The organism is Limnobacter parvus, assembly GCF_024623725.1.
Lineage (GTDB): Bacteria > Pseudomonadota > Gammaproteobacteria > Burkholderiales > Burkholderiaceae_B > Limnobacter > Limnobacter parvus.
Window position 1 is genome coordinate 93,854 of sequence record NZ_JANKHG010000027.1, and the last position, 13,141, is coordinate 106,994.

Below are 13,141 nucleotides of genomic sequence, written 5' to 3' on the forward strand. Positions count from 1 at the left end.
ATTCAAGCTTTGGCAAGGCAGCTTCTATTTCTGCCTTTGTTTTTTGCCTGATAAAGCGCCTGGTCAGCAATAGCCATGGTGCGCTCGATACCCTCGTTTAGTGCGACATCACAGATGCCAGCCGAAAAACCAACTTGAGTTTGACTGCCCATGCGAATCCGATCAACGATTCGCTGGGCATCTTCCGATGTGCAGTTGGGCAGCAGCACTGCAAACTCTTCACCCCCAATTCTTGCAATCAGGTCGCCGGGCCGAAAATTTGCCTTCAAGGTTTCAGCGAATTCGCGAAGTCGAGCATCACCAGCCTCGTGGCCGTAAGTATCGTTGTACTGCTTGAAGTAATCAATGTCGATGATCGCAACGCTGCCCTGTAGTTGACTTTGGCGCTGCATTTTTCGCAAATAGGAATCAGTGGAGTTTTGCCAGCCTCGGCGATTTAAAAGACCAGTGAGTGAATCTGTTCGTGCTTGGTTGCGCAGGTAAAACAGCTCTGCAGCAAATTTTTGGCGCACTTTTGATTGAAGCCACATTGTCCAACTTACATAACCAACCGATAGGAACAGCACCATCAAGGTCAGGATCAGGTTGTTGCGCTGCAGGGTTTTCATTTTGTCATCCGAGGCCGATGCGTTTTGCTTGATGGCAGTGTTCAGCAAGCTGAGTTCGACAAACCATTCGTCCATAACCGAAAAGTTGATTTGACGATTGTTGTTGGCTGCATTGTCGATTCGAACCAACTGTTGGCGAAGTGCTTGGGTGCGTTCAAGTAATTCAGGTTGTTCATTGATGGCTTCAATGACGGCGAGTCGGGCAGCAAGTTGATTGATCAGTTCTTGCGGAGACCCATAGCCACGGGTTTCAAGTCCAAGTTTTGTTTCGTAGCTGCGGGCGTTGTCGAGGTGGCGAAGTGCGGTGCTTTGAACGATTAGGTCTTGAAGTGACACTTCCATCAAGCGGCGTTTGACCATGTCTTGCTGGATTTGCTGTGTTTGATAAAAGTTGAACACAGCCACACAAGCCAGCGAAGCGCAGAGCGCAACCCAAAGAACTCGAATGGTTTTTTCGGAAAAAGGATTGATGGTCGACAGCAGGCGAGTACGTAGACCAGCGCGTGGTTTTTCGTCGGCTGGTGTGTTTTGTACACCGGGTTCGCTTGCCTCTGAGTTCATTGCTTTCCTTTGCACTCACAATGCAACTCAGTGGCAAACTTCGAGACTTAGTTCCTTCTATTGCTTACTTATTCTGCGCCGCTTACCGTGTGCCAGTGCTGCCAAAACCGCCTTCACCGCGTTCACTGGGGGTGAAATCGCTGACTACTTTGAAATCGGCATGGGCCACTGGCAACACGACCAGTTGCGCAATTCGTTCCATGGGCTCAATCGTTACTGGCGTTTGGCTTCGGTTCCAGGCCGACACCATTAGGGGGCCTTGGTAGTCTGAATCGATCAGGCCAATCAGGTTGCCCAGCACCAAGCCTTTTTTGTGCCCAAGCCCAGAACGCGGCAAGATGGTGGCGCAATAATTCGGGTCGCCGATGTACATGGAAAGCCCTGTGGGCACCAATTCAGCCTGGCCTGGTTGCAAGGTGAGTGCCTCATTCAGGCAGGCGCGTAGGTCAATGCCGGCGCTTCCCGGTGTGCCATAGGCGGGCAGTTGGTCTTGCATGCGGGGGTCGAGTACTTTCAGTTCAACTTGAATTTTCATGGGTTTGAGTGTGTTCAGGAGTGTGTTGAAATGTATTTTGAAACAAAGCTGAGTAAAGCTTGGGCTGCTTGAAGCTTGCTCATTTTGGCCAAGCGTTCGGGCTTGGATGTTTTGCTGTAAACAGTGAGTTCAGTCAGGTCAGCGCCCAGAGCATCTTGGGCCAAATTGCCGACAATGAAATGCGCTTTTTTATTCATCAGTTTCTGTTGGGCATACTCGTCCAGATTTTCTGTTTCAGCGGCAAAACCGACCACGGTTAATGGCTGACTACGTTCACTGGCCAGCTTGCCGACCTCGGCCAAAATGTCGGGGTTCAATTCGAATTCCATGTGCAGGCCAGCAGGCTCGGCATTCTGCTTTTTCTGCTTTTGCGTGCTTGGATTTTTGATGCCGTAGTCTGCAACAGCGGCCACGCCAAGGAACAGGTCAATTTGCTCGATTTGGTTGAACACCGCCGCATGCATTTGCCTGGCTGATTGAACATTGAACATGCGTGCGCCATAGGGTGCTGGCAGGGCGGTTGGGCCGCTGACCAGGTTAACATTTGCACCCATTAACCAAGCGGCCTGCGCGAGGGCGTAACCCATTTTGCCGCTAGAGCGGTTGGTGATACCACGTACCGGGTCAATGGCTTCAAATGTGGGGCCCGCTGTCAACAACACCTGCTTGCCGTTCAAAGGTTTCGGGTTCACTGCGCGTGCCAGTTCCAGTACAACTTCGAATGGTTCCAGCATGCGGCCGCTGCCTACTTCGCCGCAAGCCTGTTCGCCAGCCGCAGGGCCGAAAATGGAAATGCCGTCTGCCTGCAGTTGAGCAATGTTGCGTTGTGTGGCCGGGGCATTCCACATTTCAACATTCATGGCGGGTGCTATCGCCATGGGGCAATTGCGCGCCAGCACCAAATTGTCGAGCAGGTTGTCTGCAAAACCATGGGCATATTTGGCCAGTGAATTTGCCGTGCAAGGCGCAATCAGCAAAAAATCAGCCTGTCGGCTGATGTCAATGTGCGGCATACCGCGATCGGCATTGCCAGTGGGCCACTGCGACACATGCACAGGTTTGCCTGAAAGCGCCTGAAATGTAAGCGGCGCAATGAACTGCGTGGCCGATTCCGTCATCGCCACTTGCACATCACAACCCTGTTTCATCAGCAGGCGAACCAGTTCAGCCGACTTGTAGGCAGCAATGCCGCCGCACACACCCAACACCACGCGCAGGTTGTTTAAACCGGGAAGCTGTGGCAATTCGACTGGGCGCATGTTTGTCGACCTTATTTGTGGGCTGGTTTGGCCGGCTTGGGCGCTTTGTGTTCTTTGTTGAAGAACAACTCATCAACAATCAAGCCGATTGCGCCCAGGGTAATGGCAATGTCCGCCACATTGAAGGCGGGCCAGTGATAGTTTTGCACGTAGAAGTCGAGAAAGTCGATGACTGCGCCGTGGGCAACACGATCAATCAAGTTGCCAATCGCCCCACCCAGAATACAGGCCAGGCAGAACATGGCGAATTTTCTGTGGCTGGAAGAACGCATCATGAACAGAATGACGATGGATGCGACCACCGCCACGCCTGACAAAAAATGCCTTTGCCAGCCCGCCTGATCCGCCAGAAAGCTGAATGCGGCACCCGGATTCAATACGTAGACCAGATTGAAGTAGCTGGTCACTTCAACAACTGCCCCAAGATCAAGGCGGGCTTGAACCCACAGCTTGCTGATTTGATCGATCAGGATCAAAAGCAGTGAGAAACCGATCCATGGCAGAATCGATTTCTGAGGTGCTTTTAAAGTGTTGGTCGCCTTAGACATGATTTCGTACCTCACCTTCACCAAACAAATTGTTCACACAGCGACCACACACGCCAGGGTGTTCGGGGTCGGCACCTGTGTCGGGTCGAACATGCCAGCAACGCTCGCATTTTTCACCTTGCGCAATACTCACTTCGATCTTTTCTTCATCGGCTTGTGCAATCGATAGGCTGGAAACAATGAAGAGGAACTTCAAGTCATCGCCCAAACTGGCTGCCGCAGCATGCAAATTTGCTGGCAGGTGCAGGGTAACAGCGCCTTGAAGTGATGAGCCAATCTTGCCCTCGGTGCGAAGGTTTTCAAGTTCTTTCACTACACGTGCGCGCAGCGCCAACAAGCCAGTCCATTTGCTGTCCAATGCCTGGGCATTGTTCACTTCGGGCACTTTGTAAAACTCATTGCAGAAAATTGAAGCTTCCACATTTCCCATGACCTCACGTGCTTCTTCGGCGGTGAAGCTAAGGATGGGCGCCATCAAGCGCAGCAGCGCATGGGTGATGTGGTACAGCGTGGTTTGTGCGCTTCGGCGTGCTTCTGAGTTTTCGCCAGTGGTGTACAGGCGGTCTTTCAGCACATCCAGATAAAACGATCCCAAATCTTCAGAGCAGAAAATTTGCAGCTTGCTGACGATGGGGTGAAATTCATACTTCGAATAGTGTTCTTCGCACTCGCGTTGCAGCTTGCTGATGAGGGTCAGGGCGTACTGGTCGACTTCTGTAAGGTCCGCAGTGGGAACAGCTTCAGTTGCAAAGTCGAAATCGGAAATATTGGCCAGTAAAAAGCGCAAAGTGTTGCGAATGCGGCGGTAGCTTTCCACCACGCGCTTCAAGATTTCATCGGAAATGGTGAGTTCACCCGAATAATCGGTGCTGGCAACCCACAGGCGCAAAATTTCAGCGCCCATTTTGTCGGAAACCTGTTGGGGCGCAATGACATTGCCCACCGACTTGCTCATCTTGCGGCCTTGACCATCCACCACGAAACCGTGGGTCAGTAAGGCTTTGTATGGCGGCACGCCGTTGATCATGCAGCTGGTCAGCAATGATGAATGAAACCAGCCGCGGTGTTGGTCTGAGCCTTCCAGATACAGATCCGCAGGGAAGTGGCTTTCATTGGCGTGGCTACCCCGTAAAACCGTTTCGTGAGTGGTGCCGGAATCAAACCACACATCAAGCGTGTCAGGGTTCTTGATGTAATCGCGTGCTTCGTCTCCGATCAGTTCTTCAACCGACACATGCTGCCATGCTTCAATGCCGTTTTTCTCAATCAGTTGGGCAATGGTTTCAATCAGTTCGGGCATGCGGGGGTGTAGCTCGCCCGTTTCACGATGCACCAAAAATGCCATCGGTACGCCCCATTGGCGCTGACGCGACAGGGTCCAGTCTGGGCGATTGGCGATCATTGCATGCAAGCGGGCCTTGCCCCATGCCGGGAAAAATTCAGTGGCTTCTACGCCAGCCAGTGCTTTTTCACGCAGGCTGCCGGAACCATCGTTCGGCTTTACATCCATGCCCGCAAACCACTGCGACGTGGCGCGATAAATAATCGGTGTTTTGTGGCGCCAGCAATGCATGTAGCTGTGCCCGAACTTCACTTGTTTGATTAACGCACCCACTTCAATCATTTTGTCGACAATCAGCGGGTTGGCCTTCCAGATGTGCTGGCCACCAAAGAAGGGCAGGGAATCAGCATACACGCCGTTGCCCATCACCGGGTTGATGATGTCGGCGTCTTTCATGCCATGGGCTTTGCTGGTCAAAAAGTCGTCCACGCCGTAGGCAGGCGAGCAATGCACAATGCCGGTGCCCGTCTCGGTGCTTACATAGTCAGCCAAATACACCGGGCTTAAGCGGTCGTAGAAGGGGTGATGAAACGCAATGCCCTGCAGGGTTGCACCCTTGGTGCTTGCCACTTCAGTGCCTTGCAGTTCATAGCTTTCAAGGCAGGGCTTTACGCGTTCCTGCGCCAACAGCAGATATTTGCTGCCGACATCCACCAGGCTGTACACCAGTTCCGGGTGCATGTTCAGCGCCTGGTTGGCAGGCAGGGTCCATGGGGTTGTGGTCCAGATCACCAGTTGGCCGGGTTTGGCCTGCAATGTGGCCAAGGGCACGTTGAACGCTGTGGCCAGTTTGTCCAGTGTGGCTTCGTTGAATGCAAAACCAACATCTACAGCGATGTCTTGCTTGTCTTTGTATTCCACTTCCGCTTCGGCCAGTGCCGATCCACAATCAAAGCACCAGTTCACCGGCTTCAAGCCACGGAATACATAGCCTTTTTCCATGATTTTGCCCAAAGCGCGAAGCTCGTCGGCTTCGTTGCCAAAGTTCATGGTTTTGTAAGGATTGTCCCAATCGGCCAGTACACCCAGGCGGATAAAATCCTGTTTCTGGCGTTCAATTTGCTCTGCGGCATAGGCGCGGCTTTTTTCCTGAACTTCCAGCGTGGGTTTGCCTTTGCCGTGCAGTTTTTCGATCTGAATTTCAATCGGCATGCCGTGGCAGTCCCAACCGGGGACGTAACGCGCATCGTAACCTGCCAGGCAGCGGCATTTCACAATGATGTCTTTCAGAATTTTGTTCACTGCGTGGCCAATGTGAATGTCGCCATTCGCATACGGTGGGCCATCGTGCAGCACAAATTTGGGCTTGCCAGCTTTGGATTGGCGAATCGCTTTGTACAAATCTTCTTTGCACCATTTCTCAACCCAATTTGGTTCCCGGGCGGGCAGGTTGCCGCGCATGGGGAAGGGGGTGTCGGGCAGGTTTAGCGTGTTCTTGTAATCCATCTTGGGTTAACAGCCTGTATTTGAAATCTGGGGTTGATTGGCGGCAAGCAGTGCCATTGCCTTTTTGGTGTCCTGGTGCATTTGTACCACCATGGCGTCGAGCGAATCAAAGTGTTGTTCCGGGCGAATGTGCGCCAGCACCTCAATGCGCAACAGCTTGCCGTAGGCATTGCCTTGCCATTCTGGAATGAAAGTTTCCAGCAAAATTTGATCGGATTGCTCAACAGTGGGGCGTACGCCCATGCTGGCCACTGCGGGCAGTGGACATTCTTCAATGCCATGAACCCACACGGCCAAAATGCCAGTCAGCGCACTGGCTCGACCGGCGATTTTCAGGTTCATGGTGGGAAAGCCCAAAGTACGGCCCAGTTTTTTGCCGTGCACAATGTGCCCCGAATACACCAAGGGATGACCCAGCATGTGCGTGGCTTTGGGTACGTCGCCTGCTTTCAGGGCTTCGCGAATACTTGAGCTGGAAACACGGCTGCCGTCGCTTTGAACTTCAGCCAGGTCGTTGACCACAAAACCATGTGAATCGCCAAGGGCACTCAGCAGTGCAAAGTCGCCTGCGCGCTTGGCGCCAAAACGAAAGTCGTCCCCCACCCAAATCTGTTTGGCATTCAGTTGGTCTAGTAGCACTTCCTGTACGAACGCTTCAGGACTTAGGCTTGCCATGTGTTTGTTGAAGGGCAGAATGCACACCTGTTCAATGCCGCAGCCTTTCATCTCGATGATGCGGTCGCGCAGCGTGGAAATTCTGTCGAGCTTGAACTCAGGGTTAAAAAACTCTTTGGGGTGCGGGTGCAGTGTGACCACGGTGGGCACCAGGCTCTTCGCACGCGCAGCGGACACCACCCTGCGGAACAATTCGGCATGGCCGGAATGAACGCCGTCGAAATTTCCAATGGTGAGCGCAGTGCCCTTGGCAAATGTGTGTGGCCGGGGGCGGCGAATGATTTTCATACCGAGATGGTCGGCTCGTAGTGGTTGCAAAACAACCGGTCATTATAAGGCCTGAATCGTTAAAATTAAGGCTTTTTCGCCCGCACAGTGATAAACTCGCGCCATGCAAAATTCCACACCTTCCGTCGTCATTTTGATCTCGGGGCGGGGTTCAAACTTGAATGCCCTGATCGATCACGCCAAACAGACCGGGGTCTACCAAATTCGTGCAGTCATTTCCAACCGCCCAAGTGCGGCTGGCTTGGCTTTGGCGCAAGCGGCAGGAATTGACACTGCCATTCTGGACCACACTGAATACGACAGTCGTGAAGCGTTTGACGCTGCGCTGGCTGGGCTGATCGAGCAGTATCAGCCGAACTGGGTGGTGCTGGCCGGTTTTATGCGGGTGTTGACTGAAGGCTTCGTGAATCGCTATTTGGGGCGCTTGGTGAATATTCACCCCTCGCTTTTGCCAGCGTTTCCGGGCCTGAAAACCCATCAACAGGCTTTGGATGCTGGCGTGCGGGTGCATGGTGTAACTGTGCACCTGGTTACCCCTGAGCTGGACCATGGTCCAATTGTGGACCAAGCCATGTTGCGGGTTTTGCCCGGCGATACGCCTGAAACTTTGGCAGCACGCGTGCTGGAACTGGAGCATCAAATTTATCCCCGGGCCTTGTCTGCCTTGGCCAGTGGGCGAATTAAAACTGTGGACGGAAGGCTGGAAGGGACTTTGACCTTGCCTTTGGTTCATGCAATTCAATAATCAGGAAATCCAATATGGTCGGGTCAACTAAAAAAACCCCATTTCGCAAACCCAATACCCGCCGCGAAAGCAAGGTAGAGCGCCAGGGCGCGCAGTCCCGATATGGCCTGGTCAGCACTGTGGCGCAGTTAATTGATTTGTTGGCGCAGTTTGAAGGCCCTGCCGATGCTGCAATTTCCCGATTTTTCAAAGATCACCCAGAGTTGGGCGGTCGCGACCGCCCCATGGTGGCCGAAGCGGTGTATTGCTGGTTGCGCTACCGTTACAGAATCAATCACTTGGCGCAGTCGGGCGAAGGCCCTTCAGTGGTTCGCCAAGCCAAACTGGCTTTGCTGTGGTCGGGTGCGCCAGAACAAATTTGGTCAGCTGGCAAGCAGGCTGACAATGAGTGGTTAAGCAGGGTCATCAATATTTCAGCCGATGATTTGGGTGTTGAGGCGCGAACCTGCCTGCCCGAGTGGTTTTACACCAAACTGGCTGAGCAATTCGGTCAAGCCCGTGCCGAAACGTTTTCACAGGCTGTGCTTAGCGCTGCACCACTTGATTTGCGCGTGAATACTGTGAAGGCCAGCACCACCGACTTGCTGGCAGCCCTGACCAATATGGGTATTCAAGTAAACCCGATTGAAGGTTTGCCGGAAGGGTTGCGCGCAGTGGGCAAGCCGATTGTGGGCAAAACTGAGGTGTTTCAAGAAGGCTATTTTGAGGTGCAAGACGCCGGCAGCCAGTGGGTTAGCCGCTTGGTTGCACCGCGCCGTGGTGATTTGGTCATTGATTTTTGCGCAGGCGCTGGTGGTAAAACCCTGGCCATTGGTGCACAAATGAAGAACACAGGCCGCATTGTGGCGCTGGATACTTCAGAAAAGCGTTTGGTGAAATTCAAGCCCCGTGCAGCCCGTTCGGGTTTGAGCAACTTTTACACCATGGTGATCAACGACGAAGCCGACCCACGCCTGAACAAGTATTTCGGCAAGGCCGACCGTGTTGTGACCGATGTGCCCTGCAGCGGCATGGGAACCTTAAGGCGTAACCCGGATCTAAAATTTAGACAGAGCTTGCAGAGTCTGTCAGAATTGACCGCGAAGCAAAAATCCATCATCGAGCATGCAGCTAAGCTGGTAAAGCCCGATGGTCGGCTTGTTTACATCACATGCAGTGTTCTTCGCGATGAAAATGAAGACATTGTCAATGCGTTCCTGGAAAGCAACCCGGAATTCCGGCTTCGCCGCTGGACTGAAGTGTTGAATCCTGGTGAACGGCCTGTGAAGGCGAACACGACTGACGACATGCTTCGATTGTGGCCTGAAGATGGTGAATCCGATGGCTTTTTTGCAGCAGTGTTACAACGTTCCAAAGCCTGAACTGAATATAAATTCCAAATGTGTTCCGACTTTGAAAGTACACTTGTACACTGAAAATATGATACGGCTCCTTCAGAAGCAAATTGAGATGGCCGTAACCTTAGAAATACGACCTGTTGAGAGTTTGTGAATATGATTGAATTTTTGACCTCAGGAATTACCGGCGCAAGTGTTGGCCAAATGGTGATTTATACCCTGATTGTGACCCACATTACGATTGTGGCTGTAACTGTTTATTTGCATCGTTGCCAAGCCCACCGGGCTTTGGAAGTGCACCCAGCGTTGGCGCATTTTTTCCGCGCCTGGTTGTGGTTAACCACCGGCATGAGTACTCGCGCCTGGGCTGCAATTCACCGCAAACACCACGCCAAGTGCGAAACACCCGATGATCCCCACAGCCCTCAAACCCGTGGCTTGAAAACTGTATTCTGGCGCGGTGCAGAGTTGTATCGTGCAGAATCGAAGAACCAGGAAACACTCGCCAAGTACAGCCATGGCACACCCAGCGACTACCTCGAATTTCAAGTTTACGAGCGCTTTCCATGGCAAGGCGTTGCCTTTACCTTGGTACTCAGTTTCATTTTGTTTGGCTTTCCAGGAGTAAGCATTTGGGCCATTCAAATGCTGTGGATTCCAGTGCTGGCCGCAGGTGTAATCAATGGCATTGGTCACTATTGGGGTTACCGCAACTTTGATTGCCCCGATGCTAGCCGCAACATTTCCCCATTCGGTATTTTGATTGGCGGTGAAGAGTTGCACAACAATCACCACACCCACGCCACTTCTGCCAAGTTGAGCAACAAGTGGTATGAATTCGATATTGGCTGGATGTACATCAAGATTTTCAGTCTCCTTGGTTTGGCCAAGGTGAAGAAAGTGGCTGAGTCGCCCAAGTTTTCTTCGGAAAGCAAGCCGGCGCTGAGTTTGGTGACCGTTCAGGCGGTGGTGAATCACCGTTACGATGTGATGGCCCGTTATGCCAGCTCCATGCGCAAGGCTTTCCGCTCTGAAGTGGCAGCTTTGAAGCAAAAGGCAGCCAATGCCCAAGAGCGCAAAGTGCTGGCGAAAGGCACCAAGTTGTTGTCGATCGATGAAAGCAAGCTGTGTGATGTGCAGCGTGCTGAATTGGCTCAATTGTGTGCGCAATCCAAAGTGATTAACACCTTGGTCGAAATGCGTGCGGAGCTTCGCCAGATTTGGGAAAAAACCAATTTGAGTCGCGAGCAAATGCTGGTGCAGTTGCAAGCCTGGTGCGAGCGCGCTGAGCAAAGCGGCATTCGCTGGCTGGAAGACATGTCAATTCGCATTCGTCGCTACGCGGCCTGATAGTTGCGAAGCGTTAGTTTAAGAAAGCCGCTGGTGAAAATCAGCGGCTTTTTTATTGATGGGATTTTGGTGGCTTTGCAGCGCGTCACATCATTTTGCCTTGATCAAGTCGAATTCCCCGTTGTTGATTCTGGCTCAGGGTATGCGAAACGCGAATGCGTCTTCGCATCGACCTTGCAGGTCGCCCCTCGCTGCGAATCAAACCGGGCGACTTGATCTTGAATCGGCAAAATGATGCGATGCTCTGCAAACCTTCAGCTCTACCCTTCAGCGGCATTCGCGAAATCGCGTACCACTGGCACCTCAGGGCATCTGCGAGGTTCGGTTTGCTGTCTCTCCGCCTTTAAGATAGCCTGCCCGTTTGTTGTATTTTCTGTCCGTTCGGCAAAGCCGAAAGCGCAGCCCGCCTGCTTTTGTAGCGGGTGCGCTTAGGTCAGGGAATTCAACAAAAAGGGGGTTTTCAGGCTTTCAGGCGGGGGGAGGGCATAAGACCTCGCACATGCCCATTAACGAACCAACAATGCAACTTTTTCACGAATGCACAACAAAAAACCCGCTCTGAATCTCAGTAGCGGGTTTCTGTAGAAACAGCGAAAGCAAGCAAGTTACTTCAGCTTGGTTTCCTTGTATGACACATGCTTACGAACCACTGGATCGTATTTCATGATTTCAATTTTCTCGGGCTTCGTACGCTTGTTCTTGGTCGTTGTGTAGAAATGACCTGTACCAGCAGAAGACTCGAGTTTGATTTTTTCGCGACCACCTTTAGCCATGATTTACTCCTGCTTAGATTTCGCCACGTGCACGTAGATCGGCCAAAACAGCATCAATGCCGTTCTTGTCGATTGTGCGCAGGGCGTTATTAGTTAGACGCAGGCGAACCCAGCGGTTTTCGCTTTCAACCCAGAACTTGCGTGACTGCAAGTTAGGCAGGAAACGACGTTTTGTTTTGTTGTTGGCATGAGAAACTTTGTTTCCAACCATCGGGCGCTTACCCGTTACTTGACATACGCGAGCCATGATGACCCCAAAAAATTCAGCAAATTAGTGTATCTGCAAAACCACACGGCGTGAAACCAAAAGCCATGGATTTGCGGCGAAGTCCAAGATTATAACCAATAAGGACACGTTTGCCCAGCCCTTTTTGCGGAAAATATCAAAAAGGTGGGCGATTGTTCAGCCGGTATGAATAACCGTTGCTTGGGCCAACCACCAGATGGTCGACCAATTCTATATCAACCAATGCCAGGGCGGCATATAACTCGCGGGTAAGGCGGTCGTCTGCGCTGCTGGGTCTGCAGCAATCACTGGGGTGGTTGTGGGCCACCATCATGCGCGGCGCATTGGTTTGAATGGCAAATTTAAGCACTTCGCGTGGAAATACGGCGGTTTTGTTCACGGTGCCGCTGGACAGTATTTTGTGGTCCAGCACCTTCAATTGGCTATCGAGTGCAATTGCCATGAAGTTTTCTACATCGCTTAGGCCGATTTGAGCACGTACAAATTGTTCGAACAGGTCAGGCGTACCCAGCAAGTTGGGCGTTTCTTGAAGTTCATGGCTTAGGCAGCGTTTGGCCATTTCCAGGCAGGCACGCAGTTGCGCATATTTCGCCTCACCAAGGCCGCGAATTTGAACCCATTCGGCAAGCGACACTCTGTTCAGGTTTTGCAAGCCGCCGAACTGAGTAATCATTTCGCGGGCCAAGTCGACCGCGCTTTTGCCGGGCAAGCCTGTGCGCAGAAAAATGGCCAGCAGCTCAGCATCGGAAAGCGCTTGCGGGCCTTGCTTGATAAGCCGCTCGCGGGGGCGGTCGTGTTTGGGCCAGCTTTGTATGCTCATGTGGTTCAGTCTGAAAGCTACTAAGTGGTAGGCATTGGCCACTAGTTCCTTTGGTAAGCTGGCGGGTGCGTGGCTGCGGTGGGGTTGCCAAAGGCGTAGAATAGAGGCGTTTTTGAAATGATTTCAGGATGTTGACATGACCGACGCAGTACAGCCCAAGCCCGTGGTGAACGAATCTTCATTCGTCACCTTGCATTACCGCATTCGCTTGGCTGAAAGCCAGCAAGTGATTGTGTCCACTTTCGAGGACAAGCCCGCCACTCTCTCCATTGGTGCGGGGCAGTTGGCTGAAGGGCTGGAACGTTGCCTTTTTGGCATGCAGGCGGGGCAGCGCGACATTTTCACTTTGCCTGCGGGCAGTGGTTATGGTGACAGCAACCCCGATTTATACCGGCCAGTGTCCAAGGCGTTGTTGTCAAAGTATGCAGAGGAAGGCACAACCTTTGAGCCCGGTGAGTTTGTACACTTCCCCGCACCTGATGGTGGCCAGTTTGCCGGCACGGTGGTTCAGGAACGTGAAGACGACATTTTGTTCGACTTCAATCACCCCTTGGCCGGCAAGGCGCTAACCTTTGAAGTGCAATTGATCGGGGTACTGTGAGGTGAG

At 52.4% G+C, this 13,141-nt stretch carries 13 protein-coding genes; 4 read left to right on the forward strand and 9 right to left on the reverse strand.

The annotated features are described in order from the left end of the window. Positions 1-2 precede the first annotated feature (2 nt). The 6 genes from NSP04_RS14130 to NSP04_RS14155 form a co-directional block, all read right to left on the reverse strand. Positions 3-1,169, reverse strand: coding sequence for a GGDEF domain-containing protein (locus NSP04_RS14130; protein WP_257512998.1), 1,167 nt, complete (start codon positions 1,167-1,169; stop codon positions 3-5). Positions 1,170-1,251: 82 nt separating this feature from the next. Continuing rightward, positions 1,252-1,704, reverse strand: a complete 453-nt coding sequence (gene dut / locus NSP04_RS14135) for a dUTP diphosphatase (RefSeq protein WP_306815383.1) — start codon at positions 1,702-1,704, stop codon at positions 1,252-1,254. Positions 1,705-1,718: 14 nt separating this feature from the next. Beyond that, positions 1,719-2,963, reverse strand: coding sequence for a bifunctional phosphopantothenoylcysteine decarboxylase/phosphopantothenate--cysteine ligase CoaBC (coaBC, locus tag NSP04_RS14140; RefSeq protein WP_257512999.1), 1,245 nt, complete (start codon positions 2,961-2,963; stop codon positions 1,719-1,721). Between the two features lie 11 nt (positions 2,964-2,974). Continuing rightward, on the reverse strand, positions 2,975-3,511 hold the full coding sequence (lspA, locus tag NSP04_RS14145) for a signal peptidase II (protein ID WP_257513000.1): 537 nt from the start codon (positions 3,509-3,511) through the stop codon (positions 2,975-2,977). Then, positions 3,504-6,299 carry an isoleucine--tRNA ligase gene (gene ileS / locus NSP04_RS14150; protein ID WP_257513001.1) on the reverse strand — a complete coding sequence of 932 codons (2,796 nt, stop codon included), beginning with the start codon at positions 6,297-6,299 and terminating at the stop codon, positions 3,504-3,506. The genes lspA and ileS overlap by 8 nt, the downstream gene beginning before the upstream one ends. A 6-nt stretch (positions 6,300-6,305) precedes the next feature. Beyond that, a complete protein-coding gene (locus NSP04_RS14155; protein WP_257513002.1) occupies positions 6,306-7,262 on the reverse strand; it encodes a bifunctional riboflavin kinase/FAD synthetase in 957 nt (318 codons plus the stop codon). A 103-nt stretch (positions 7,263-7,365) separates the two neighbouring features. On the opposite strand from NSP04_RS14155, the gene purN reads away from it, so the two are divergent. The 3 genes from purN to NSP04_RS14170 all read left to right on the forward strand — a co-directional run bounded on the left by purN (position 7,366) and on the right by NSP04_RS14170 (position 10,694). Continuing rightward, positions 7,366-8,007, forward strand: coding sequence for a phosphoribosylglycinamide formyltransferase (gene purN / locus NSP04_RS14160; protein WP_257513003.1), 642 nt, complete (start codon positions 7,366-7,368; stop codon positions 8,005-8,007). A 14-nt stretch (positions 8,008-8,021) separates the two neighbouring features. Beyond that, positions 8,022-9,368 carry an RsmB/NOP family class I SAM-dependent RNA methyltransferase gene (locus NSP04_RS14165; RefSeq protein WP_257513004.1) on the forward strand — a complete coding sequence of 449 codons (1,347 nt, stop codon included), beginning with the start codon at positions 8,022-8,024 and terminating at the stop codon, positions 9,366-9,368. 132 nt (positions 9,369-9,500) lie between these two features. After that, positions 9,501-10,694, forward strand: a complete 1,194-nt coding sequence (locus NSP04_RS14170) for a DesA family fatty acid desaturase (RefSeq protein ID WP_257513157.1) — start codon at positions 9,501-9,503, stop codon at positions 10,692-10,694. A 605-nt stretch (positions 10,695-11,299) separates the two neighbouring features. On the opposite strand, the gene rpmG is transcribed toward NSP04_RS14170, so the two are convergent. From rpmG to radC, 3 genes are all read right to left on the reverse strand, one after another. Then, the gene (gene rpmG / locus NSP04_RS14175; RefSeq protein WP_008253405.1) at positions 11,300-11,467 is read right to left on the reverse strand and encodes a 50S ribosomal protein L33; all 168 of its coding nucleotides are present in this window, start codon (positions 11,465-11,467) and stop codon (positions 11,300-11,302) included. A 13-nt stretch (positions 11,468-11,480) separates the two neighbouring features. Next, the gene (rpmB, locus tag NSP04_RS14180) at positions 11,481-11,714 is read right to left on the reverse strand and encodes a 50S ribosomal protein L28 (RefSeq protein WP_008253404.1); all 234 of its coding nucleotides are present in this window, start codon (positions 11,712-11,714) and stop codon (positions 11,481-11,483) included. 136 nt (positions 11,715-11,850) lie between these two features. Further along, positions 11,851-12,534, reverse strand: coding sequence for a RadC family protein (gene radC / locus NSP04_RS14185; RefSeq protein ID WP_257513005.1), 684 nt, complete (start codon positions 12,532-12,534; stop codon positions 11,851-11,853). A 136-nt stretch (positions 12,535-12,670) separates the two neighbouring features. Here radC and NSP04_RS14190 point away from each other — a divergent pair, with 136 nt between their 5' ends. After that, positions 12,671-13,135, forward strand: a complete 465-nt coding sequence (locus NSP04_RS14190; RefSeq protein ID WP_257513006.1) for an FKBP-type peptidyl-prolyl cis-trans isomerase — start codon at positions 12,671-12,673, stop codon at positions 13,133-13,135. The last annotated feature ends 6 nt before the right edge of the window (positions 13,136-13,141 follow it).